Annotated in this window: 21 protein-coding genes and 3 pseudogenes; 10 read left to right on the top strand and 14 right to left on the bottom strand. The window is 33.0% G+C overall.

Annotated elements, in window-relative coordinates:
* Positions 1-42 precede the first annotated feature (42 nt).
* Together Q5794_RS30930 and Q5794_RS30925 are read right to left on the bottom strand one after the other, a co-directional pair.
* Positions 43-501, bottom strand: coding sequence for a DUF3888 domain-containing protein (locus Q5794_RS30930; RefSeq protein ID WP_374989636.1), 459 nt, complete (start codon positions 499-501; stop codon positions 43-45).
* 248 nt (positions 502-749) lie between these two features.
* Positions 750-1,616, bottom strand: coding sequence for a hypothetical protein (locus Q5794_RS30925; protein WP_374989635.1), 867 nt, complete (start codon positions 1,614-1,616; stop codon positions 750-752).
* A gap of 161 nt (positions 1,617-1,777) precedes the next feature.
* Between Q5794_RS30925 and Q5794_RS30920 the strand changes: the two are divergent.
* Positions 1,778-1,970: pseudogene (locus tag Q5794_RS30920) on the top strand (DUF4083 family protein).
* A gap of 118 nt (positions 1,971-2,088) precedes the next feature.
* Positions 2,089-2,436, top strand: a complete 348-nt coding sequence (locus Q5794_RS30915; RefSeq protein WP_374989634.1) for a DUF3889 domain-containing protein — start codon at positions 2,089-2,091, stop codon at positions 2,434-2,436.
* A 54-nt stretch (positions 2,437-2,490) separates the two neighbouring features.
* Here Q5794_RS30915 and Q5794_RS30910 read toward each other — a convergent pair whose 3' ends face one another.
* From Q5794_RS30910 to Q5794_RS30890, 5 genes are all read right to left on the bottom strand, one after another.
* Positions 2,491-2,679 (bottom strand): PhzF family phenazine biosynthesis protein, encoded by a 189-nt coding sequence (locus tag Q5794_RS30910; RefSeq protein ID WP_374989633.1) that lies wholly within the window; start codon positions 2,677-2,679, stop codon positions 2,491-2,493.
* A 22-nt stretch (positions 2,680-2,701) separates the two neighbouring features.
* A complete protein-coding gene (locus Q5794_RS30905) occupies positions 2,702-3,289 on the bottom strand; it encodes a PhzF family phenazine biosynthesis protein (RefSeq protein WP_374989632.1) in 588 nt (195 codons plus the stop codon).
* 997 nt (positions 3,290-4,286) lie between these two features.
* Positions 4,287-4,556, bottom strand: coding sequence for a hypothetical protein (locus Q5794_RS30900; protein WP_374989631.1), 270 nt, complete (start codon positions 4,554-4,556; stop codon positions 4,287-4,289).
* Positions 4,557-5,130: 574 nt separating this feature from the next.
* Positions 5,131-5,553 (bottom strand): MerR family transcriptional regulator, encoded by a 423-nt coding sequence (locus Q5794_RS30895; RefSeq protein ID WP_374989630.1) that lies wholly within the window; start codon positions 5,551-5,553, stop codon positions 5,131-5,133.
* Between the two features lie 180 nt (positions 5,554-5,733).
* Positions 5,734-6,477, bottom strand: a complete 744-nt coding sequence (locus Q5794_RS30890; RefSeq protein WP_307600171.1) for an SDR family oxidoreductase — start codon at positions 6,475-6,477, stop codon at positions 5,734-5,736.
* A gap of 334 nt (positions 6,478-6,811) precedes the next feature.
* On the opposite strand from Q5794_RS30890, the gene Q5794_RS30885 reads away from it, so the two are divergent.
* A complete protein-coding gene (locus tag Q5794_RS30885; RefSeq protein WP_374989629.1) occupies positions 6,812-7,270 on the top strand; it encodes a hypothetical protein in 459 nt (152 codons plus the stop codon).
* Positions 7,271-7,565: 295 nt separating this feature from the next.
* Positions 7,566-8,189, top strand: a pseudogene (locus Q5794_RS30880) (recombinase family protein).
* A gap of 605 nt (positions 8,190-8,794) precedes the next feature.
* On the opposite strand, the gene Q5794_RS30875 reads toward Q5794_RS30880, so the two are convergent.
* Complete coding sequence (locus tag Q5794_RS30875) at positions 8,795-10,108, bottom strand: MFS transporter (RefSeq protein WP_374989628.1); 1,314 nt, start codon at positions 10,106-10,108, stop codon at positions 8,795-8,797.
* A gap of 139 nt (positions 10,109-10,247) precedes the next feature.
* Positions 10,248-11,636 (bottom strand): PLP-dependent aminotransferase family protein, encoded by a 1,389-nt coding sequence (locus tag Q5794_RS30870; protein ID WP_374989627.1) that lies wholly within the window; start codon positions 11,634-11,636, stop codon positions 10,248-10,250.
* A 582-nt stretch (positions 11,637-12,218) separates the two neighbouring features.
* Here Q5794_RS30870 and Q5794_RS30865 point away from each other — a divergent pair.
* From Q5794_RS30865 to epsC, 4 genes are all read left to right on the top strand, one after another.
* On the top strand, positions 12,219-13,121 hold the full coding sequence (locus Q5794_RS30865) for a kinase (protein WP_374989626.1): 903 nt from the start codon (positions 12,219-12,221) through the stop codon (positions 13,119-13,121).
* 19 nt (positions 13,122-13,140) lie between these two features.
* Positions 13,141-13,839: an alanyl-tRNA editing protein gene (locus tag Q5794_RS30860; protein WP_374989625.1), complete on the top strand. Its 699-nt coding sequence runs from the start codon at positions 13,141-13,143 to the stop codon at positions 13,837-13,839.
* A gap of 319 nt (positions 13,840-14,158) precedes the next feature.
* The gene (locus Q5794_RS30855) at positions 14,159-15,196 is read left to right on the top strand and encodes a cysteine synthase family protein (RefSeq protein WP_374989646.1); all 1,038 of its coding nucleotides are present in this window, start codon (positions 14,159-14,161) and stop codon (positions 15,194-15,196) included.
* A gap of 154 nt (positions 15,197-15,350) precedes the next feature.
* A complete protein-coding gene (gene epsC, locus Q5794_RS30850; RefSeq protein ID WP_374989624.1) occupies positions 15,351-16,265 on the top strand; it encodes a serine O-acetyltransferase EpsC in 915 nt (304 codons plus the stop codon).
* A gap of 300 nt (positions 16,266-16,565) precedes the next feature.
* Here epsC and Q5794_RS30845 read toward each other — a convergent pair whose 3' ends face one another.
* The 3 genes from Q5794_RS30845 to Q5794_RS30835 are packed head-to-tail and all read right to left on the bottom strand — an operon-like array spanning position 16,566 to position 20,308.
* On the bottom strand, positions 16,566-17,774 hold the full coding sequence (locus Q5794_RS30845) for an ATP-grasp domain-containing protein (RefSeq protein WP_374989623.1): 1,209 nt from the start codon (positions 17,772-17,774) through the stop codon (positions 16,566-16,568).
* 57 nt (positions 17,775-17,831) lie between these two features.
* Complete coding sequence (locus tag Q5794_RS30840; protein WP_374989622.1) at positions 17,832-19,094, bottom strand: MFS transporter; 1,263 nt, start codon at positions 19,092-19,094, stop codon at positions 17,832-17,834.
* 14 nt (positions 19,095-19,108) lie between these two features.
* Entirely contained in the window at positions 19,109-20,308 is a 1,200-nt protein-coding gene (locus tag Q5794_RS30835; RefSeq protein ID WP_374989621.1) for a MalY/PatB family protein, read from the bottom strand.
* Positions 20,309-20,969: 661 nt separating this feature from the next.
* On the opposite strand from Q5794_RS30835, the gene Q5794_RS30830 reads away from it, so the two are divergent.
* The gene (locus Q5794_RS30830) at positions 20,970-22,043 is read left to right on the top strand and encodes a SagB family peptide dehydrogenase (protein WP_374989620.1); all 1,074 of its coding nucleotides are present in this window, start codon (positions 20,970-20,972) and stop codon (positions 22,041-22,043) included.
* A 760-nt stretch (positions 22,044-22,803) separates the two neighbouring features.
* Here the strand turns inward: Q5794_RS30830 and Q5794_RS30825 are convergent.
* Together Q5794_RS30825 and Q5794_RS30820 are read right to left on the bottom strand one after the other, a co-directional pair.
* The gene (locus tag Q5794_RS30825; RefSeq protein WP_374989619.1) at positions 22,804-23,025 is read right to left on the bottom strand and encodes a DUF3006 domain-containing protein; all 222 of its coding nucleotides are present in this window, start codon (positions 23,023-23,025) and stop codon (positions 22,804-22,806) included.
* Positions 23,026-23,027: 2 nt separating this feature from the next.
* Positions 23,028-23,329 (bottom strand): annotated as a pseudogene (locus Q5794_RS30820) (ComEC/Rec2 family competence protein); the annotation flags it as partial.
* A 16-nt stretch (positions 23,330-23,345) separates the two neighbouring features.
* On the opposite strand from Q5794_RS30820, the gene Q5794_RS30815 reads away from it, so the two are divergent.
* Positions 23,346-23,525 (top strand): hypothetical protein, encoded by a 180-nt coding sequence (locus Q5794_RS30815; RefSeq protein WP_374989618.1) that lies wholly within the window; start codon positions 23,346-23,348, stop codon positions 23,523-23,525.
* Positions 23,526-23,863 lie beyond the last annotated feature (338 nt).

Below are 23,863 nucleotides of genomic sequence, written 5' to 3'. Positions count from 1 at the left end.
ATACTTTACGATTTACTTAACATAAAACGCACAATCGAAAGACTAATGTGTATATAGACCTCCATCCCTTAGGTGAGGGGGGATGCTATATGATTTTATATGTTTAAACTCAATGAGTTTTATGCCATCCATTTTCGGTACATCAGAACTTATCTGAAATGTAAAGCGATCCTTTCCAACAGGGTTATGAGCCCCTATCGATGGTTTCGTTTCGATAGTAATTAAAAAATCAAATCCACGAAATCCATTTACTCTTTTTACATTCACAACATTCATATTGTAAGGATAAACAGCAACTCTTTGTTTTAGCGTCTTGAAATAATACGCATTAGCTACTTCTTCAACTTGTCCGTTTAATATAACCATTAACATGTCGTTATACATTAAGAACTTTGAATCTTTAGTTGTGTCAATATCCCTTGTGTTCGCATAAGGTGTTGTTTCTAATCCAATACTTAGCAAAGACACGAAACAAAAAGATAGAATTAATTTTTTAAGCATAGATTTCTCCTAATGGTTTAATTTTTTTTAGTGTTTCTTCAGTAGGCTAATCTATGCAAATTTGATCAATGACTATAACAAAGACCGGACATAATTTATAAAGTTATGAACGGTCTTTATTAATTACTTCGTACGCTATATACAAAGAACAGAGGTATGAGGATATATAGTTTCTTAGTTTTAGTTTATAACATGATCCTTTTCATCATAGACCACAATTTTATAAGTATCACCTTTAATTAACTTCTTCATCTTTTTAGACTGGAAAAGGACTTCTCCTTCTTTTTTTCTAATACCTTACTTAAATTGTTAAAATCTCGAACCACTTCCAGCATTGATAATTTCTTCGCTAATAATTTTCCTTTTTTTATGGATTTGGAAGCCTCATCAAATAAATTCGCTTTTATTTGAGCATCTGCAAGGCAATACCAGTAATACCAGGCATCCAATTTTCTAATTTTATTTTTATAAAACTTTTCAATAATAGGATAATATGTAGAATATAATTCTTGATCATAAACTAGTTTTTCACCATTCCATTTTAATACATCTACAAGATAACTATCACCAAGGTACATATGCCAAGTTGCAATACCAACTTTTTGGTTCTCTTTTACTAGATCTATTTTATGGTATGGTTCTTCTTCAATTTCTTTGAAGGATGTATCATCCCAATGAATAACTTTAAGGTAACTTCCTGCTGGTGCTCCAATTGTAACTCCCCATAAGTAGTCCTTCACACCATTCCCTGTAATATCAGCTAGTCCTGAAAAGTCTAAATCTACTCCTTGAACTTGGTCATTAAATAGCTTTCTCCAATTTCCATCCTTTTCTTTTTTTAATATCATTACTCCAAATTGAGAAGGAGAGGGTTGCTCTTTTGCTTTAATTTCATAGGTAATAATGATTTCTTTTTGTCCATCATGGTTAAAGTCGTAAAATTGAATTGGTTTTCCGGATGAAGGTCTGTTAGCTTTTATAAGAATTGCATTAGACGGCTTGAAATCTTCAACAAGTTTCATTAGAGACGGACCCTGAATTTGTTCGGCCTGAACAAGTATTGAAGAAAAATTCATCCCTCCAAAGATCAATAAAATAATTAAGGTCATTTTCATTGTAATATGCCACCTTTAAAAGATATTACAATTAGTGTTTCCAAAAGCATTACGTATATTATAGAGGTAGTTAAATACCCATGTTTAGGTATTCTTTGTAAATGAGGGTCATAATAATATGTTATATTGTCTGAAAATAGAAAAGAGTGGAGTGGTATGTCATAGATAATTTCAACGTAATTTCAATAGTATATCTAATTATCATCATTGGTCTTATTGCTCTATTTGTTGTATCTTTTACATTATTCATTCGAAGATTGCTTATTAATTCTTCAATTAAAAGTATCCGTTCAATTGAAATTAAAAAAACTTGATAAAATCATAGAATTGCTTGAAATAGATAAAAAAACTTAATAAATAAGGGTTAGTATCACATGCAATCTTAATTACCATAATCAACGTTATCAGTACAGATTAAGGATAATACCTATAAAATAAGAACAGAATATAATAAAAACAGGAGGATTAATTAATGAATAAATCCTTAATAACCACTTGTTTATCTATTCTGTTTATTTTCATACCTTTTTTGAATAGTCCTCATGACATCAACACAGTAAATGCGGAAAAAGCGATTCCCTCACATGCCAAGTGGGGCAAGATTGCTATGCAAAAAGCTACTGAAAGATATCCATCAGCTAAAATTTATGATTACCTACACGTAAAGCGAGAACAGAAAGGGAATTATTCAGTTGAGACATTCAAACTGTGGCTTGATGAAAATAATAAAAAATTTGAAGTTATAGTTAATATTCATTTTGATACAAAATCAGAAAAAATTTCGAAGATAAGCTTACAAAAGGAAAATATCCATTCATAAAAGCGTCAGAATTGATTCTAACGCTTTTTTCTGTTGTTGAATATTTTTCTATCCTTAGAATAACAATTCATTGAAATGACTTTTATAAATAGTAATAGCCTTACCAGTTATGTAAGTTAAATCACCTTGATAATCAATGAATAACTCTCCACCTCTTTCAGAAGATTGAAAAGCATATAATTGTTTTTTATTTAGTCTTTGGCTCCAATAAGGAGCTAGACCACAATGGGCTGAACCCGTCACAAAATCTTCTTCTATTCCAATTCTAGGAGCAAAATAACGAGAAAAAAAAATCATACTTAGTTGAAGGACTGGTTACGACTAAACCCGTAACAGGCAGAGTAGCAAGGAGATCTAAATTAGGCATAAGCCCTTTCAATGACTCTTCATCTGCTACTTCAATAATGTATCGATCACTGTTTTGGGCAGCCTTTAAAATAGGTACGCTTACTAACTGTTGGAGAGTAGGTGTAATATCTATGGGGATAGGTGCATTAGTAGAGAAAGCTAATTGAATCCCTTGTTTCACTTTTTCCACTTTCAAATGACCGGATTTTGTCGTAAATGTAATAGGATGTTGGACCTCTATAACACCTTCCTCCCAAAGTATATGCGCAGCTGCTAGTGTACCGTGCCCACACAATTCTATTTCCTCTGAAGGAGTAAGCCACCTTAACTCATATATGTTACACTGTTGCTCTAGGAGAAAAGCCGTAATAGGTAGATTCAGCTCTTTAGCAATCCCTTGCATAACCTGTTTTTGAATTGGATTAGTTAATCGAATCACATAAGCTGGATTACCTGAAGTTAAATCTTGCGAAAAAGCATTTACTCGATATAAATAGGTACTCATGTTAAGTATCACTCCTTTAACTACCAGTTAACATAAAAGTTCAACAAGTCGATATAATTACCTTTAATTGATACTAAGAAGCAGAAAAATATATAAACTATCCCTTATATTTGCGGTCCAGTCGGGTAAGTTAGGGGCATCACTGCCCCTGCCTCCCCTAAGAACCGTGCAAGTCCCTTTCAAGACACATCGGCTCAAGCCTCCCCTAAGAACCGTGCAAGTCCCTTTCAAGACACATCGGCTCAAGCCTCCCATTGCAGGTCCATTTGCTGTCGTATCTTCATCACACACCATAACGGTAAGTAGAACGTACGCCGACGCTCCGAGTGGAGGTATACATAACAGTACGTTTCTTTCGTCAAAAGATAGCCACAACCTTATGTGCCTACGAGAGACCAACAAGAAGTCAGCTCCCTTTCGGGCCTATCATGGGTTTGTCCGTAAGGACGATAGTATCCGTCCAGTTATACAGTTTCCTGCTTTCCTGTTCCCTTTCGAGACAACGGCATTCGCTTTCTCTCGTATCCTTTACCCTCTGTCACATCGTTTGATCTTACGATCTCCCTACTGTATATACAGATGACAAAGGGCTTACCAAGTTCCGCATCTTATAGATACGACGAGGTTAGGTGGGTTCTTTACTCCGGGCAAGATACGGGACGCGTCACAGCAGCATTATGAATCTGCTTTTCCTCTTACCAATACCCAGGCAAATCTGTGCACTATCCTGAGCTAAAATTGACGAAGCTTACAAACCTTCACTAATGTTCACCATACTCATCTTCCCCTAGCAGTGTTCCGAGTCGTGCACTGACTCTCTGTTTCCGCATTTCCGCATGCAACCCACGAGCCCGTTACCAGACCCGCAGTTTTGGACGGGGATAGTTTTTGCGTCTAAACCAGTGGCGTAAGCCACACTATATAAAAGCGACTTCTTGTCGCACCATAATGGATTTTCTAGGAAACAAAAAAAGCAAGCATGCTATGCTTGCTTCTTTTAATTTTCACCAAAATTCATTGCAAAAAATAGCATACCTAACATGATAAGTAATGGAATTACAACAAAAGAGGTCAAACTAAAATATTTCATTAGCCCTTTTTCATGTTTTCCAAAAGCTATTACTCCACATGAAAAGCCTATAAGATAAATGACGATTCCTACATAAAGAATATTTGAGCTATATATTGATGTGAAATATTGTCCCACCCCAATAACAATTCCAAGCAACGATAACCACAATGAGTATTGACTAAAACGTTTTTTCAATTTGGTCCTCCAAGAACTAAACATTTGGTTAATGATACCATTTTTTATCTATCAGTTAGCATAAATACTCTTCAAGGAACCAAGAAAAAAATGAACCCATGCAGGACAAGGGTTCGGAGTAGGATGACTTTTATCGGATATGCAGCTTTTTATACATCTTTGACATACCAACGCTTTAGTAGGAGACGAACGAGAAAAAAATGTATAAAAAGAGCATGTTTTATACATATGCTCAAGGTTGTCCTATATTGCCTTATTTATAAATTTGTTGTACAATTTTTCAGACTTTTTTATGAATTGAAGCTTACAAATTCCCTAAAAGCTATCCGTCCTGCAACGATGGGGTAGCTTTCTTTTTTGGTTAAAGAGATTAGTCACCTTCAGGGTGATTTTTTAGCCTTGAGGCTAATGTTTTTCTAACGAAAAAAATATAAAAAGACCCTTGTGATTCGAACAACGAATTGCTATTTAAATAGAGTGAGAAGAGATAATTAGAAGAATGTCGTAATATCAATATTTATAACGAAGTAACAATTTCTTCAGAAGAATAAAAGTAGAAAAACTCTCATTTTAATCAATATTTCCACTCTGAATTCAGTCGATTCTCAATACTTCCTTCTCTAGAACAAACTTTACTATTGCCTATTTCATTACTATACCAATTAATTTTATGGTCAATCATTGCTTGATAAGACGTCAATTGATTTATTTTTGACTGTATATATTCATTTTGTTTTTTAAGCATTGATATGCGTTGATCAATTGTTTCATTCCCCTGCATTACGAGGGTCACAAATTCCTTTAGATCAGCAATAGTCATACCCGTAGCCCGAAAACAGCAAATATATTTAAGCCATTCAATATCTTTAGTTTCATAAATACGTCTGCCACTTTCATTTCGCTTAATAATCGGAGTAATACCTTCTTTTTCATAATAACGCAAAGTATGAATTGATAAGCCTGTTTGGTCTGATACTTGACTAATCGTGTAGCTCATAGTTAATACCTCCTGTCTCTTTATTATTTATTCCATCATTATCTGGAAGGTACGATCGGTTTAAACTGGTTGACTTGTTCAAGTTTTTAAATCAGTATTGAGTTAATTAACTATTAAATTTCTTGCAATTAAAGGCCCACTTACAAAAAAGTGAGCCACAAATATCAATATCTTTTTTTATTATAGTTCTTGTTTAGTTGGTCTTACAATTATTTCATTGACAGCTATATTATCTGGTTGAGAAATTGCATATAAAATCGAATTAGCGATAGCCTCTGCAGGAAGTCCAAATTCCATAATTTGTTCTTCAATACCTTTTTTAATTTCTTGATTAGAAATGCAATTGACCAATTCTGTATCTACTGCTCCAGGTGAAATAATTGTTGTACGAACATTATTTTCTACTTCTTCTTGCCTCAACCCTTCAGTAATAGCCCTTACAGCAAATTTTGTACCTGAATAGACAGCACTTGACGGAAAAGCTATGTGCCCTGCAACAGAAGAAACATTAATAATATGTCCTTGCTTTCTTGTTCTCATATAAGGGAGAACTGCAGCAATCCCATAAAGGACACCTTTAATATTTACATCAATCATTTGTTCCCATTCTGTCACTCTTTTTTCATGTAAATAAGAAAGTGGCATAAAACCAGCATTGTTAATTAGGACATCAATCTGTCCAAAGTTATCTAAAGTAAAACTTGCAAGTTCTTCTACCTCTTGTTGAGAAGTAACATCCGTTACTTTATATTCAACTGTACCACCTTGTTTTTCAATTTCTGACTTGAGTTTTCGTAATCGTTCCTCACGTCTTGCTGATAGTACAACTTTAGCTCCTTTATTAGCAAGTACTTTAGCAGTTGCTTCACCGATTCCACTTGAAGCTCCAGTTAAAATAACTACCTTCTCCTCAACATTTAACATTACTGATCAACCCTTTCTATTCTTAAGATGTTTCTCAGTATAATACCTAGAGCACGCTCTAGCTCAAGAGTTTTATAAAAAAATTTAGTTAGCCTAAAAAACAAAATAGTTCGTCTATGGTGAGGACTGTTCAATGTAGATAGTATAAAAAGGTACACCTGTTTAGACAGTAAAAAAGCTAATGACAAAACGTCTATGCTTTAATTCTCTTCATTTTTCAAAAAATCCTTTGTGTTTTTAAATATGTATATTTTATTTAGCACAATAAAAATCACGTATATTAGCTCTAATTGGAAGAATAATACTCTTATCTTTTGATTTGGAGGAATCTATAATGAAGAAAGCACATATCTTACTTGTTGGTAGTTGTTTATGTTCCATCATTTTTAGTTCTGTTAATACTTACGCTTATACACCAGAAAAGCTTCCTACGTCTCAATCATCAGACCATTGGAAAGTAAAGATAGACAAACCCGATGTTAAGGACTTGAAGGATAATGATGAGTTTAATACCTATAGTATCGATGTGAGAAACTTAGGTGGACAGGTTTATGATGCTACAGTAGAAATCTATAGAGATGAGCCAAATACAAATACTAAAAGCGAATTAATCACATTTAAAATACCTGATTCACAGAATTTCTTCCATCATCAAAATCAACCTATTTCGGTTGACTCAAAAAAGATTGCAGTAGTTGTAACATGGAAAGAAGAACCCTTTAGAGTTATGAAGGATGGAAAGAAATATTCTGCTCGAAAGTTTAGACAAACATTTTTATTTCCACAAAATTAAACTTAAAAGCCCTCTTTGTTTAAAAGGAGGCTTTTCTTTATTTACTCTTCATTTAAATAATCACCATTTTCGGAAAGAAAATATGTGTAAACACTTCAATTCCTTTAACACTTTGTAATAGATTTAAATATCGCGTCCGTAAAAGTATACCTTTACGGATTTTTATTTCGGATAGAAAATCTATCATTTTTATCGTTCGTTTAAGTTTGAAAATAAATTACGAACGCACTCTAAAATTCCTACACTTTTACGAACGTTTTTGGTAGAATAAGAGAAAAACAAAATGAGTATAAAAATGGAAAACAGAAGATTTGGATATATACGTGTGAGCAGCCGAGATCAAAATGAAGGTCGTTAACTTCAATCTATGCAGGAAATGGGCATTTCTTCTCGTGATATTTTTTATCGATAAATAAAGTGGAAAAAACTTCAATCGAGAACAGTATCAATTACTAAAGCGAATGATCCGTAAAGGAGATATTCTTTACATCCATTCACTAGATCCTTTTGGTTGTAATAAAGAAGAAATCTTACAAGAGTGGAATGCGATAACAAAAGAGATAGAGGCAGACATTGTAGTCTTGGATATGCCTTTGTTAGATACAACTCAGTATAAGGACAGTCTCAGAACAATTATTGCGGACTTAGTTCTACAAATCATGTCTTGGATGGGCCCAAGAAGGATCGTATTTGCAAGCGCCAACGAGAGGGGATTGGTGCTGCATTGAATAAGGGTGTATCGTTTGGACGACCCAAAGCTAAAGTCATTCAAGAATTTATTGAAGCTTATAACCGATGGAAACGAAAAGAAGTTACAGCTGTAGAAGCTATGAAGGAAGCAAATATAAAAAAGACAACATTTTATAAATTAGTTATGGTATATGAAAGTACATTAAATATGAAGACCATATTACAATAGAAGAAACTCGTGAAAAGTGATTCTATCTACGAGCATTTTAATGAAAGAAGATAACCTATTGTCTAAATACATAAGTATTTTCTTCTTGAACCTTTTTATAGGAGTTATTCTATATTTCATATTAGGCTCTCTTTTAATGAGTGGTGAAAATGCAGCAGAGGAGGCCATTTTTACCTTTGGATTCATCATTATTATATTTCTTTCGTTTCTAATTGCACAAATGTACTACTTAATCCATTTAGTAAAGAAGAAATAATAGGTATTGATACCCGAGATCTTTGTATCACCTATAATGAGAAAGAAGCAGCTTTTTCTACTAAGTATATAAAATTTGAGAAGTTATGAAGGACTTCAAGAAAAGTAAGGTTCTTAAGATAATTGATTAGTCTTTGTAGAATAGAGATAAAGAAGCTTTTTTACGTTTAATAGAGGAACTTAAATCTGTATTTTAATAAAAACAATATAATATAGAAGAAACTAGTCATAAGAACTATACATGAGGTGAATTTTCTGTAAAAATAAAAAAGGACCTTAAAATTAAAAGTCCTTTTTATCGTCTTATTAATCTAATTAGAGAGAAACTAATTAACTTACTCATTTTGTATTTAAAGTTCTTTATTTACTTTAAGTATAATTTCTTTTTTACCACCACGGGCCCATATTACAACTGGAATTAATATTAGAGATAAAATACCTCCACTTAATGATAGAATTGCATAACTTGAATGAGCTACAACCATTCCAGATAAAGCACCACCTGATGCACCTGCTAATGCAATTAAGACATCTATGGTCCCTTGAGTTTTAGCGCGTGTTAATGGTTCCGTAGAGTCAACGATTTGAGCAGTTCCACTTATCAGCCCTAAATTCCATCCTAGTCCAAGTAAAGAAAGAGCAATTACCATGAGACCCATCGAACCACTTGTTGCCATAGCTGCTACAAGACCTGCCAAAAGTAAAGTGACTCCAGAAGCAATAGTCATCGCAGTTCGGCCAATTTTATCAATTAGAATTCCTGTGACTAATGAAGGGAGGTACATTGAACCTATATGAGCACCAATAACAATTCCTACTGCACTTAAACCATGGCCATTATGTTCCATGTGTACAGGCGCCATGGTCATGATAGCAACCATGACGGTTTGGGTAAGTACCATAACTGTAGCACCAATGGTTATTCCTCTTTTGTTATTTGCATGTCTAGGAGGTGCTGAATTATTTTGATCGTCAAGTTCTTGTTTATTCTTTTCTATTGCCTTTGCTATCAGTAAGGGATCCGGACGAAGCAGTACGTAAAATACAAGCCCAGCTAAAATATAAGCGACTGCTGCTAAAATGAAAGGTCCTGCAAGTGCTGGAACATTAATAGCTAAAGATAACTTTCCCATTACCTCTACTAAGTTTGGTCCTGCAACTGCTCCAAATGTCGTGAAAACCATGGCCATACTTACCGCAGTTGCTCGTTGATTTGCGTTTGCTAAGTCTGTCCCTGCATAACGAGCTTGTAAATTGGTTGCTGTCCCTGCTCCGTAAATAAGGAGAGAGGCAAATAGGAGAAAGATACTATTTATAATTGCTGCAACAACAACTCCAATTGATCCAATTCCCCCAGCTATAAAGCCTGTCGCAAGCCCGATACGACGTCCATATCGTTGAGATAGTCTTCCTACTATTAAAGCAGCTCCTGCTGATCCTAGAGTAAATACAGCAGCTGGTAACCCTGCTACTGCCTCCGTCCCAAGCATTTGTTGGGCAAGAAGTGCTCCTACAGTTACTCCCGCAGCAAGACCGGCACCTCCAAAGATTTGTGAAAGACCCACAATGAATAATGTTCTTTTGTATAGCTGTGCTTGTTTTTCTGCAGAATGAATGTAAGCTGATTGGTTACCTAACTCTTTTACATCATCTTTATGTAGCATAATCTAACCTCCCTTTCTAGAAAGCAAACTCTATATATTTATACTTCCTATTAATTTCCTATAATTATCCAACTAGGTTTAAATCATCTTAACATGTAAAAAAGAACCATACAATATAATAATTGTATGGCGAACAATATTAGATAATATCCTTTAGTAAACGTTTAAGAATAATCAACCCTTGTTCAAGCTCTTCGATTGTTTCTGATGCACAAACAGATACTCTTACAGCTCGTTCTGGGCAACTATTGCCAACTACAAAACGTTCAGCCGCATACACTTGTACCCCTTGTTGTGCAGCTAAGGATTCAAATTCAGCGCCTGTAATTTCCCCTGGCAATAATAACCAACGAAAGATACCTGTATCTACACCGAAACATGTATAGTCTGCCAAATATCGGTTCACGAGTTGGTTTCTACGAATTGCTTCTTGCTGATGCCCATCTATTAAGGTTTCAAATTGATTAGATACTATAGTACGCGCTGCGAGTTCTGCTAATAAAGGTGAAACTGAGATATTTAAATTATAAAGCGCCTTTGAAATTGGCTCCTTAAATTGACGTGGAACTGCTACATAAGCTAGTCGTAGGCCCGGTGCTATTGCTTTTGATAAACTTGCAATATAGATGGCCTGTTCTGGGGCAAATGATGCGACTGCTGGTTGTGGATTTTGGTTGAGTAGATGATAAGTCGCATCTTCAATAATGAACTGATTATACTTTATTGCAATTGCTCCAATCTTTTTTCGGTTCTCAACAGACATACAGCAAGTGGTGGGATTATGATAATCTGGGATCAAGTAAATGCCTTTAATATTGTCATTTTTACATGTGTGTTCAAAGGCTTTTGGATTAAATTGATTGTTCTCTGATTTAATCGGTACTAATTGTACACTAAGCATTGCTGCAACAGTCTTTAAGCCCGAATAAGTATGATGGTCAACGCCAATACGATCTCCAGGCTGACAAAGACCCGCCAGTACGGCAGCTATTGCATTTTGACCGCCATTTGCAAATAAGATTTGGTCAACTGTTGTTTCAAACCCGCCTCTTTGGATTATCTTTATAGCTGCATCTTTTTGCCAAATGCTTTCTCCTGCCCGACCATACCCAAACCATTTTTCATAATCCGTATCTTGCACCATACTTTTCAGTTGGAGGAGTAGTGGCTCATATGAAACATTATCTGGCAGCGTTGCTCCCATTTCAATTAAATGCTTCGGTTTTGTATCTGCAAGTAAATATGCATTTGATAACGCATCATAGGATACAAATGTTCCACTTCCAACACTTGCACTTAATAGCCCCTTTAACTCACACACTTTAAAAGCTTTTGAAATGGTACTTAAATTTAAGTCTAAATAATCGGCCAGTTCTCGCTGTGGAGGAAGTTTTGTTCCTGGCAATAAATTCCCATCTATAATATCTTGTTTTAATTGCCTAGCGAGTGATTGATAAATTGGCCTTTTTGTTTTATCAACTGATGGCTTCCAGCTCATCGGAAAGTTTTCAAAAGAATTAATCGGCATAATACACTTCCTTTTTTATACAATTATAAGGTTGTAGTTGTTATAAATCTATTATAATTTTCTTTAATATTGCTCTCTGCTGTGAAAATCGAATAGTGATTATTTTGAAAAATCTAATCTTTTCCCTCATTAATATAGAAGAAAATAGATAATCCCTATCGGAATTTATTATATTTAAAATATTTAAAAAATTTTAAAAAATCTAATTTACATATCATTTTTTTTAATGTAGTATAGTTTTGTAAATATTTACATTGGTTCCAACTAATACAATTTTAAGTTATTTTATTTTGAAATTTAATTACAGTTTAATGATTTCTTGAGTAATACTCGATAAAAAAAGTAACAAATTTTATTTAAAGTGTACTATTTTTCATTTTTTGAAATTTCAAAAATCTACTCACGAAAAATTTTTTTTACTAATCTTTGTTATCAGAAATTTTATTACTAGTAATTCTTTAATCTAAAAGCAACTCACCTTATGTTTATTGTAAATAAAAATTTATTTGCTTACATCTTTCAGATTCTGCTGATACTGAATATAAAAAATAATATTAAATTTCAGAGAAAGGTGACGTTCCTATGATTCCAGTAAGTTTAAACAAAACACTTAGTGTAACAGAAAGTGCTTTCGGAACCTGTGGGGAGCTTGTTCAGGGATGTATCGATGGTCAGAATTTTATGATTACTTTTCCTGTATCTCTGCATTCTCATGTTGAAGCAACATTTATAAGTGGAGGAGAAATCATAATTAGCCCTAGTTACAAGAAAAAAGCTGCAAAGGCTGCAGAAATATTGCTTAGCTATCTAAAAGAATTAGGATTAATTGATAAGGATTTGGGAGTTTCTCTTAATATTGAATCGGATTTAATTGAAGGGAAAGGAATGGCTAGTAGTAGTGCCGATATTGTAGCGGTGTGTCGTGCAGTTTCGAAACTCTGTAATTATCCCATTACCCCTTGGCAAATATCAAAAATTTCGGTTTCTATTGAGCCTTCAGATGGAGTAATGTATGAATCCTCAGTGGTGTATGACTTTTTTGAAGGAAAATTACTTCAAGAGATAGGTCCTATAATGCCCATGAGTTTAGTGACTATTGATTTTGGAGGTACTGTAGATACAGTTGAATTTAAGAGAATACCCTATACACAAGAAGAAGAAAAACAAATTTTCAAGGCCTATCATCTAGCAATACGTGGAATTAAAAGTCGGGATATTCAACTTTTAGGAGAAGCTACAACAATAAGTGCTCTTATAAATCAACGCCGGCACTATAAAAAAGAATTGAATAATATTATTAATCTGATCCCTGAATTGGAAGCTTATGGAGTTGCAGTGGCCCATAGTGGATCGATTATATCCTTGTTATTTGATTTGGAAAGTTATACCAAAATCGAATTAGCTAAAAGTAAGCTTGAAGATTTGTTTCCAAAAGCAATAATTCAAGAATTTAATGTATTAAGTAAAGAAAGTTTAACTAAATAATTTTATTGGAGGGATTTATGTGGTACAAAAACTTTTTCTCGAAGAACCTTATCTGAAGGAATGTACTGCTACTATTACTAAAGTAGATGGAAATAAAATTTTCTTAGATCAGACAGTTTTTTTTCCTGAGGGTGGAGGACAACTCGGTGATCAGGGATGGATTGAAGATTATGAAATCATTGATACACAAAAAATTGGTGGGAAGCAATTTTTTCATAAAGATTTCCCGGTTATAAAGGTTGGTACAGAAATCGTACATACTTTAAAAGAGCCCGTAAAAGATTTAGCCGAGGGAATGAAAGTTCGAGCGAAAATTAATTGGGAAAGACGGCATAAGCTAATGAGAATGCATTCTGCAGCTCACCTTGTTTATTACTATGTATTTGAAACTTACGGAAAGATGCACGTGAAAGGATGTAGAATTGCTGAAGACAAAGCTCGATTCGACTTTTTTAGTCCAGATCGTCGTCTTGATCGTGAAGAGTTAGATAAAGTAGAAAGGCTTGCAAATTCAATAGTGGAAGCTAATCTTCCTATAAGTAACTTTCCCGTAGAGGGTGAACCAGAAGCACTAGTTTGGGTTTGTGGCGATATGCGCATTCCGTGTGGTGGTACACATGTAAGGCAAACGCAGGATATTGGCAAAATATCAGTTAAGAGAAACACGAGAGGAAGAAGTATAGAGAGAGTATATTTAACAATTGAAGACGGAAATTAGTAGGTACAATGTTATTAATACCTTGGATAATTTGGCAGATCTGGGCAGGAGATAGTAGCATTTCATCTTTACCTCTAAATCACTGGGGAATACTTTTGTCAATTGGAATAATACATGCTGCTTTAGTATTTAGTCTTTTCTGGAATAAAGTCCTTACAAGCCAAGCATGTAGGCTTTATTATGTATCTTGATCCACTTAGCCGGTCCCTTTTTCAAAAGTAGTACTCCACCAACCTTTGTATATATCGACTTGTATTATTAAATATTTTACAAAGATAATAATCACTTCAAAATCTTAAAATTGGAGAGGAAGATAATGATGTTGAGAGAAAATATAATAGAAGCAATTGGAAACACCCCTTTAGTAGAACTTAGGCTAAACCAATCAGCCGTAGGAAGAGTTTATGCAAAATTAGAAATGTTAAATCCTTTTGGTATGAAAGATCGGGCTGCAAAACAAATTATTATGGAGGCAAAAAAGAATGGAGATTTAAAAGACGGCGCTCCAATCATTGAAAGTTCCTCTGGAACTATGGCGCTAGGACTTGCGTTGGTTGGAACTTATTTAGGACATGATGTTCATATTGTGACTGATCCACGTACTGATAAACTAACTATTGCTAAATTGAAAGCTCTGGGGTGCAAGATAGAAACAGTTCATGAGATGTCCGATCGTGGCTGGCAAAGTGCTCGTCTCGATAGATTAGATGAGCTTCTTCGTAATAATCCTAATGCTTTCTGTCCTCATCAGTACGAGAATATTGATAATCCAAGAGCTTATGAGAGTTTAGCAAATGAAGTCCTTAAAGAGTTGCCTGAAATTAATATTCTAGTAGCTTCTGCGGGTAGTGGTGGTTCACTTTGCGGAACAGCACGTGCTTTAAAGAAAAGTAACCCAAATTTACGTGTGGTAGCCGTAGATGCTGTAGGCAGTGTAATTTTTAATCAACCTGACATACCTGATCGTTTACAAGGTGGACATGGAAATAGTGTAGTACCACGTAACGTAGACTTTTCAGTAATAGATGAAGTGCATTGGCTCAATGATGAAGAATGTTTCTCAGCTACTTTAGAATTAGCTGAACATGAAAAAATTTTTGCAGGTAATAGTTCTGCAGCTGTTTATGCTGTTGCTCGTTGGATAAGTTCGCAGGTAACAGAAGGTACTAATATTTTAACTATATTTCCGGATAGAGGGGACCGGTACCATCATACTGTTTATAATGAAGATTATCGTAAAGAAAAAGGTATGAGTAATCTCTTTATACCTAGTTCTCCAAAAATGATTAACTATGGAGAAATTGTTAAAAATTGGTCCTATGCATATCTACAAGATAAAAAGGAGCCTGTTCTATAAAACTAAGTAAAGGAAGATAAAGATATATAAATTTTAGGGAACATTATTCAGTTTACCTTTTGAAAATAAAATAGTGTTCCCAACTATCTATAGCATTATAAATTGATTGAAAAGTATTCATTATATATGGTAACTTTTGCGGAGGCTTAATTAAATGGAAGAAAATGAATATTTCAATAATGAAATTGCTAGGGTTGCAAAATCACTTGAAAGTATAAACAAAAGTTTTTTTAAAATAGAAGAAAATATAGAGTTTGCTGATAAACAAAAAATATATAAGATACTTCATCACTACCGTTCTGCACTTTTCCCTAACACCTACGGCAAATTACCAATCAATAATACTAAAATCAGTATTTTAATCGATAAGAAATTAAAAATGGTAGCTTTAGAGCTAAAAAATCTAATTAATAAAGTACTAATAAATAATGATAAAGATCAAAGTAGTAATGATTTCTATAAATTTAAAGTAGATCAAATGGTTATGAAAGTAATAAATAAGTTTCCAGAAATTAGAAATAAGCTTCAAGGTGATATTCAAGCAGCCTATGATGGAGATCCTGCAGCAATTACCATGGAAGAAATCTTACTTAGCTATCCCTCAATAGAGGCAATAAGTACACACAGAATATCGCATGAATTGTTTATTCTAGGGATCCCAATAATCCCTAGGATAATGTCAGAATATGCTCATCGGTTAACAGGAATTGATATTCATCCAGGGGCAAAGATTGAAGAGCGTTTTTTCATTGATCATGGGACAGGTGTAGTGGTTGGTGAAACATGTACAATAGGAAGGAATGTAAGAATATACCAAGGTGTAACCTTAGGTGCTAAAAGCTTTTCAGTAGATCACCAAGGCAATATAATAAAAGAATTAAAGCGACATCCTACTATAGAGGATAATGTGGTTATATATGCTGGAACAACGATTCTTGGAGGGAAGACTGTAATTGGACATGACTCTGTAATTGGTGGAAACGTATGCATAACTAGTTCTGTACCTCCTCATTCTAAAGTTTATAACTCTCAACCAGCACCAATCATAAAAAATACCATGAAGATATAAAAAATAGGATCCAGATTCAAAACCTTAAAATATCTTCAATCAGTCCTTCAAACTTAGATATAGCAATATAATTATTAAAAAAAGTTCACGATTAGTATAGAAATCGAAATTTATTCCGGTGGAGTCATTATCTATTTGATCTAATTTTATTTACAGAAAGATGGTACCACGAGTACCATCTTATTTTACATGGTTTAGAGGAAAATAATTCGCTTTTTATTTAATCAAAACAAGAGATCATAAGGCTACAAAATGCTCTTTTAAGAAAATTTTGCGGTCTTATGATCTCTTATATTACTATCAAGTAAAAATATTAGACTCAAGCGAATTTTGTTGCTTAGTAATTAAGTATTTTGATAAATCCTCTTTTAAAAAACGAATCATTTCTTCAAAATCCCTTGTTTCTGCAAAAGCAAAAGCAAAAACAGGATATTCTTTATAGTTTATTTTTCTCATTTGTAATAAGTTACTAAAGAATGTTGAAAATCTTTCATAATCTACATAAACAATATCGCTAATGTCTATGCTTTTGGGTATATCAGCAACATTAATTGAATAATAATTATCTTCTTTTCCCTTAAAAATTTCATTCCAAAAAGGTTCTTTTTGTTTAAAATAATATTCGTATGGATTAAGGTTGAAAGCGAATTTCATAAGCTCTGATGTACACCATCCTGCAAATCGTAGGGGGTTTATTTCAATTGGAACTATTGTTTTGTTATCTATTACCCTAAATTCTACATGCACAGGGTATCCTTTTAAATTAAATATCTTCCCTAGTTTATCTAGTTCCTTTGTAAACTGATTTAGGTATTGATTAATGATATCTTTATGAGTGTAATATATACGATCACTAGTATCTTCTTCTGAGGAGAAAAGATGTTTTAAGATATTTAATATAATTGGTTTTCCTTCGGAATTGTAATATGCATCAATTGCAAATTCTTCGCCAGCTAAATATTCTTCTATGATAAATTCACTGGTATCTATTACATGCTTAGGATAGAGCAATTCAGCTTTTTTTCTCTCGTTTTCTATATTCTTTACTACATTTTTATATTCATCAAAATTATTTATTTTATAAACATTCATGCTAAAAAAGCCAACAGACGGTTTTAAGATGAACGGAAATATACAATCCTTCCTATTTAAATTTGCTAATTCTTCTGTACTAATACCTTTGAAATTAATATTTGGATACATATCTTTAGTCATTTCACGAAATTGAACCTTATTCTTAAGAAGTTGAGTTGTTTTTGTAAATTCCTTGTTTGAACTATAATCAAGTAAGCATGAAATTGCATTTTCAGAATTTAAATATACAAGGCTATTCTCCTTTAATTTATTTGTTAACTGCTCTTCACTAATAAACGTTGAAGGGTCTTGTTTATTAGGTAAAATATCTTTATTACATAAAAAAGCTGGCACATTTAGTTCTTTAATAGTTTCTAACAATAAATCAGAGATATATGGCCTATCCAATAGAATAACAGGTGAAAAGTTTTCCATGAATTTATTCTCCTTCAAAGAAATATACTTTTACTGAAGAATTTTAAAATTCTTCAATTAAGAAGCGTTAATTTCAGTTTCTACCTTAATCTGTTTGTCATCTAGAATTTTACCTAATAAACAAAATAGAGCCGGAACCATAAGAGAAAGTGAAGTAACTAAATAAGCAAGATGTACAGAAATATCACCTAAGTAACCTATAAGTAAAGTATAAATAATAGTAAGTACTAAGCTTGTCATTGAGATTGTTCCCATAGTTCTACCAATATATTTTTGGTTTACGTACTTATATATAATAGACTTAGATAATACCTTTACATTGCCTATAAAAAAGCCTAATACTATATAACATATAAAAGCCATAAAATATTGTGTTTGAATACTAAATATAACTGTGGAACCCCCAAGTAATAACAATGAGCACAGTAAATAAAAAGATATCTTTTTTCTTGAAGATATGATTAAACAAAAAGCTGCAGATAGTAAACTACCGATACCAGCGCCACTATCAATAAATCCAAGAGTAAATTCATTCCCTGTAACCATTTGATAATTGAAAGGTGCTAAAAGAATATTGATTGCATAGAAGAAAGGAAGAACTATACAAGATGTTAAACTAAAAAATAATATTTTTTTATTACCCTTTAAATAGTTGAGACCTTCTTTTATATCAGTAAAGTACTCTTGTACAATTGAATGTGTTTCCTCTATTTTACTTATAGGTTTATATTCAAAAACTTTGTAGATTTTATAAAAGAAGATTGCTCCTACTATATAAGTGACAGAAGCGATCATTAAAGTTAATTCTACTCCAGAGACGTTCATGACACTACCTGCCAATAATCCTGCCATCAGCATACCGACTTGCCATGCTGCCTGAAGAAAGGAGACCCCTTTTAAATAATTATCTTTATCAATTACATCCTTTATAATACTTTCTAAAGTCGGCATTAATATGTACCAAGCAATATAACTGAGAAAAATTGAAAAATAAAGTACAAAAATATTAAAAAATCCTAAATACATAGCTATAGGGATTAAGACAATAGTTAGAGCTCTCAGAATTGAACAAATGACACTTAATTTCGCTTTATTAGTTTTATCTATTAAAGCCCCTATAATTGGTCCTAAAATAGCAGACGGTAATATAGTCAATATAAGCATATAACCTATAGATATGACGGAATTACTTTCTTTTAATGTTACAACTATGATAGTTAGAGTTACAATACCTTCGCCTAAAAAGGAGGCTAATGATGCAAAGAAAAAATTTCTGAAAATAGATTGACGAAATAGTCCAAATACGTTAACAGCATTCATTGATAATCCTCCAATTAATTAGGTACCCCTGTTTTTGTTAGATTTTTAACAGCATTATTTAAACGGTTTAATGCCATTTCTAATGTCCGTCTAGAACATGCTATGTTAATTCTTTCAAAACCTTTACCTTCTACCCCAAATATATATCCTTCATCCATTGCTATTTTAACTTTTTTTAGCATAAAAGTTTCTAATTGTTTTTCGTCCAAACCTAATTCCCTACAGTCTAACCATACTAAATAAGTAGACTCAGGTTCTACTACCTTAATTTGCGGGATATTATGATTTATAAAATTCTTAAGGTACTCAAGGTTATCTTTTAGGTATAAAATTAATTCATTTAACCATTCTTCCCCGTACTTGTAAGCTGCCTCTAATGCTACTATCCCAAAAGTATTAGTTTTAGCGAGATAATAACTATTTAGTGTATTAATATATTTTTCTCTTAACTCCTTATTAGGAATAATAACATTAGCTGTTTGTAATCCAGCTAAGTTAAATGTTTTACTAGGAGATAAACATGTAATAGAATTATTCGCTAATTTATCTGATAAGGTGGCAAAAGGAATATGTTTAAACCCTGGTAAAACTAAATCACAATGTATTTCATCGGAAACTACTACTACATTATTTGCTAGACATTTTTCTCCTATTTTAATGAGGTCTTCTTTATCCCAAACTTTACCTATTGGATTGTGTGGGTTACACAAGATAAATAGCTTAACTGAAGAATCAATTTTGCTCGAAAAATCTTCTATATCCATATAGTATTCTCTTTTATGTTCGTCATAAATCAAGGGATTTTCCACTAAGACTCTTCCACTTTCTGTAATAGTTTCAAATATAGGAGGATACACTGGAGGCTGACAAATAATTTTATCTCCAGGTTTAGTGTAAGTTTCGATTATTAACTTTAAAGCTGGTAATACGCCCGGACTAAAAGTAATCCAATCTTTTTTTACTTTCCATGAATGGCGCTTTTCCAACCAGGTTATAAGAGCAGAATAGTAAGAGTCAGATCGAGTTGCATAACCAAAAACTCCGTGACTTGCTCTATTGGTAATTGCTTCAACAATCTGAGGACAAACTTTAAAGTCCATATCTGCAATCCACATAGGAAGAATCTCATCATCACCAAATAATTCTTTAACATCATCCCATTTTCTGGAATTATAACCTTTCCTCAAGATAGTCTCATTAAAATCATATTTCACAATTGAATACCTCCCTAAAATAAGAAAAATTACCTTTTTTTAGTATATTATAAATAACTCAATAAAAAAACAGAAAATATTAATAATTTTAAATAATTAGTTTATTTTTGTTTATTATTCCATTTTTTGTGTTAATATAGTGATTATTAATTGGAATAAAAAACCTATATTTTCATTTATATAGAATATATACGTTTAAAACTTACTTAAATTGTCATATCCGGCACAAGTTATTTAAATAAACAGAAAATATTAATAATTTTAAATTTTTAGTTTATTTATATTGATTTTTTATTTTTCTATGTTATCATAAGGTTGTCTACATGGTAGATAAATACATTAATAGAAGGAGTTGGATTTAATGAAAAAAGTTACTCGTGAAGTAAAACGTACATGTGCTTTAATGCCTGTATTAGCTAGCAAATAATATTTGCATGACTAAGTAAAAATACATATACGGGGGAGGGGCCTAAAATGAAAAAAGTTACTCGTGAAGTAAAACGTACATGTGCTTTAATGCCTGTATTAGCTAGCAAATAATATTTGCATAACTGAAAATAACCAAGCCACTGAATCACTATTCTCAGGAGCTTGGTTATTATTAATTTATTTAGTTTAAATTTAATTTACATATAAATATTTTTAGGAAGGAATTATTAAAATGTATACGTTAAACCCTAATTTATTTATTCAAATTGAGAATGGAGAATTTGTATTATGGGATTATAATAACCATGAACAGTATGCTCTGGAACCTGACTATTTAAATAGACTCCTAGAATGGTCAAAAGGATCAGTTACCGATACCAACTCTATTGATAAAGAACTATTAGAAGCTAATCTTTTAGTAAGAGAAATTCCTACTGAAGAAAAGTGGGGATGGGATGTTTTATCACACATCTTTCATAAAGGAACTCAGAATATTCCACTTACTGAAAAAAAGCTCTCCAATCCCGATGAATGGGTAGATGAATATCTTGATTTTTGTGAAGGTATTATTGATAAACAACCTAATTTATTTACTGAACATCCGGGAACGATAATTGAATTACCTAAGCCGGACATTTCTCTGTATGAAGAAGGGAAATTTATTAACGTGCTTAAAGATAGACAAACCTGTAGGGTGTTTAATGGTGAAACCATGCCATTAAATTATTTATCCACATTACTATTTACGTCATTTGGTCTTATACATGGTGAAGAGTGGAATGAGCTCTCTGAAAATGGTTTAGTTGCCACAGGAATGCGTAAGGCAAGTGCATCTGGTGGCGGATTGCATCCCGAAGAAGCTTATTTGTTAGTCTTTCATGTAGAAGGTCTATTACCAGGTTTATATCATTATAGACCTCAAGATCATAAGCTCACTCGCCTAAAAGAGGGCGAATTCGAGGATAAGATGATCGATTTATTATACGATCAATACTTCTCTGCAGGATTAGCCGTAGGTATATTTATCTCAGGAAGATTTGATAAAGCTTGGTGGAAATACCAACATTCTCGTGCGTATAGAAATGTTCTCCTTGATATAGGTCACTCTTCTCAAACTTTTCAACTCTGTGCTACAGCTCTAGGTTATCAAACATGGATTACAGGAGCATTTCAAGATACAGAGGTAGAGAAGTTTTTAGGGATTGATGGTAGGACAGAAAGTGCCTTATTTTTTGTAGGAGCTGGAATTGGCGAAAAACAGGGTATTGATCAGCGAACTATAGATAGATTGATATCTCGTAAATAAAATATCAAACAAAAATAATTGAAACTAATTTAAAGTAGAAGTGATGCCTTTACCTATAATGGGGCTCACTTCTATTAAAGTTTGAATAAAATTTCTTTTCAATAAGCAGCATTATAAACTTTCATATAAAAAGATTTATATTCCTACTTGATTAAACAACTATTGAAGGAGTATGGTAAATAGAATGGATAATAGTAAACAGCCTGTTAAGAAAGAGGAGAAGACAGAGAACAATAAGGGTTTTAAGAGTTACTGGAACGAAATAATAAGAGCTCTAATAATCACTAAATAAGTTTTTGGTGATAAGTAGATAAGTACCTCATAATTTGATTAACAAGTAAGCAACGTTTAATTTTTGGAAATGAAGAATTGTATGTTAATTGTGGAAGAAGTATGGTCATTTTTTGAGTTATATATTCAAACATAATTAATGTTTTATAAATTTAGAACTAATCTGTATCAGAAACGAGAAAACCTTGTATTTTTGTCGAAGATAAGGTCATTATCTCTGAATCGTAATAAGGATTGAATTGAAATAATGCAAAAAACGCTTAAAAAGTTAATTTAAGCGTTTTTTATATCTACCGGGTTAGGTAAAAACAATCTCTATGTATTCAAGCTAAGTAATTAAAATAGAAACACAAAGTAGACTTGACTAATTATTAGCTTTGTACTTTGTAAAATAAATATTCAATATTGGGGCTTAGTGTAACGAGAATGAACAGTTTTCACGCCAGAACAAGATCTAATGAATGAGCTGTTAATCTTCCCAAATCTCATTCATTAGACTTTCAATTTCTTTTGCTCTTTTCTGAGTTTCTTGTCTATCAATTTTCACTTGATTACCTGTAATATAAACGACATCTCCAACTTGTGTATTCTTAGGGAAAATATCTTTAGGGTAGTCCTTTGTCTTTCCTTCGATTTCAACAACAGCAAAGCCCTCTTCAAATCGATCAATAACACCTTTTATCTTTTTCATAATTACCTCGATTTTTTAACAGAATAAGATGTTCCATCACCTGTGATAATAATTGTACCACTTTGGTCTGTTCGCAGAATACTTGCTTTAGAGTTTTTTAGTAAGTTCACAACTTGAGAAGTAGGGTTCCATAACTATTTTTACCCACGCTGATGACTGCATACTTAGGTTTTACAGCATCTAAGAAATTTTTACTTGTAGACGTTTTAGCGCCATGATGGCCCACTTTAAGTACATCTGCACGTAGTGTTTTCTTTGTCTTAATCATATCTGCTTCTGCTTTTGTTTCAGCATCTCCTGTCCATGTCGTGAATCCATCTATGGAGAGATACATCAAGGTTTCGAACTATATTTCTAGTTTGGTGTTACAGTATGTGGCTCCTGAGAATTTTCATGCGTATAGCATTGATGAGTTGTTTATTGATGCAACGGCTTCTTTACATTTATTCGCTCAAACACCAGAAGAGTTAGCTCATCGAATTATCAATGAGATTTATTGAAAGACCTTTCTTACAGCTACAGCAGGAATCGGTCCTAATCTTTTATTGGCTAAAGTCAGCTTAGATCATGAGGCAAAGAACAGCCCCACAGGGGTTTCTTACTGGCGATATGAGGATATTCCCTTTAAGTTGTGGTCCATTCATCCGATGAAGGATTTCTGGGGGATCTCGTCTGCTACAGAAAGACGCTTAAACCGTTTAGGCATCTATACCATAAAAGAACTCGCTCTTTCTTCTAAGGAGATGTTACAAAAGGAATTTGGCATCATGGGAGAGGAAATTGTGCGCCTATAAGGGCGTGTATTGAAAGTGCTGATAGCAAGGCATCAGGTTAGATT

The organism is Priestia megaterium (assembly GCF_041941685.1).
GTDB classification, from domain to species: domain Bacteria; phylum Bacillota; class Bacilli; order Bacillales; family Bacillaceae_H; genus Priestia; species Priestia megaterium_C.
Note: the sequence above shows the minus strand (reverse complement) of the source record. Positions and strands in the feature narration are given on the sequence as shown.

Excerpts from the sequence above, each read along its gene's own strand:
- Q5794_RS30930 (WP_374989636.1), bottom strand. The coding sequence starts at position 501 with ATGCTTAAAAAATTAATTCTATCTTTTTGTTTCGTGTCTTTGCTAAGT.
- Q5794_RS30925 (WP_374989635.1), bottom strand. The coding sequence starts at position 1,616 with ATGAAAATGACCTTAATTATTTTATTGATCTTTGGAGGGATGAATTTT.
- Q5794_RS30915 (WP_374989634.1), top strand. The coding sequence starts at position 2,089 with ATGAATAAATCCTTAATAACCACTTGTTTATCTATTCTGTTTATTTTC.
- Q5794_RS30905 (WP_374989632.1), bottom strand. The coding sequence starts at position 3,289 with ATGAGTACCTATTTATATCGAGTAAATGCTTTTTCGCAAGATTTAACT.
- Q5794_RS30895 (WP_374989630.1), bottom strand. The coding sequence starts at position 5,553 with ATGAGCTACACGATTAGTCAAGTATCAGACCAAACAGGCTTATCAATT.
- Q5794_RS30890 (WP_307600171.1), bottom strand. The coding sequence starts at position 6,477 with ATGTTAAATGTTGAGGAGAAGGTAGTTATTTTAACTGGAGCTTCAAGT.
- Q5794_RS30885 (WP_374989629.1), top strand. The coding sequence starts at position 6,812 with ATGAAGAAAGCACATATCTTACTTGTTGGTAGTTGTTTATGTTCCATC.
- Q5794_RS30875 (WP_374989628.1), bottom strand. The coding sequence starts at position 10,108 with ATGCTACATAAAGATGATGTAAAAGAGTTAGGTAACCAATCAGCTTAC.
- Q5794_RS30870 (WP_374989627.1), bottom strand. The coding sequence starts at position 11,636 with ATGCCGATTAATTCTTTTGAAAACTTTCCGATGAGCTGGAAGCCATCA.
- Q5794_RS30865 (WP_374989626.1), top strand. The coding sequence starts at position 12,219 with ATGATTCCAGTAAGTTTAAACAAAACACTTAGTGTAACAGAAAGTGCT.
- Q5794_RS30855 (WP_374989646.1), top strand. The coding sequence starts at position 14,159 with ATGTTGAGAGAAAATATAATAGAAGCAATTGGAAACACCCCTTTAGTA.
- epsC (WP_374989624.1), top strand. The coding sequence starts at position 15,351 with ATGGAAGAAAATGAATATTTCAATAATGAAATTGCTAGGGTTGCAAAA.
- Q5794_RS30845 (WP_374989623.1), bottom strand. The coding sequence starts at position 17,774 with ATGGAAAACTTTTCACCTGTTATTCTATTGGATAGGCCATATATCTCT.
- Q5794_RS30840 (WP_374989622.1), bottom strand. The coding sequence starts at position 19,094 with ATGAATGCTGTTAACGTATTTGGACTATTTCGTCAATCTATTTTCAGA.
- Q5794_RS30830 (WP_374989620.1), top strand. The coding sequence starts at position 20,970 with ATGTATACGTTAAACCCTAATTTATTTATTCAAATTGAGAATGGAGAA.
- Q5794_RS30825 (WP_374989619.1), bottom strand. The coding sequence starts at position 23,025 with ATGAAAAAGATAAAAGGTGTTATTGATCGATTTGAAGAGGGCTTTGCT.
- Q5794_RS30815 (WP_374989618.1), top strand. The coding sequence starts at position 23,346 with ATGGAGAGATACATCAAGGTTTCGAACTATATTTCTAGTTTGGTGTTA.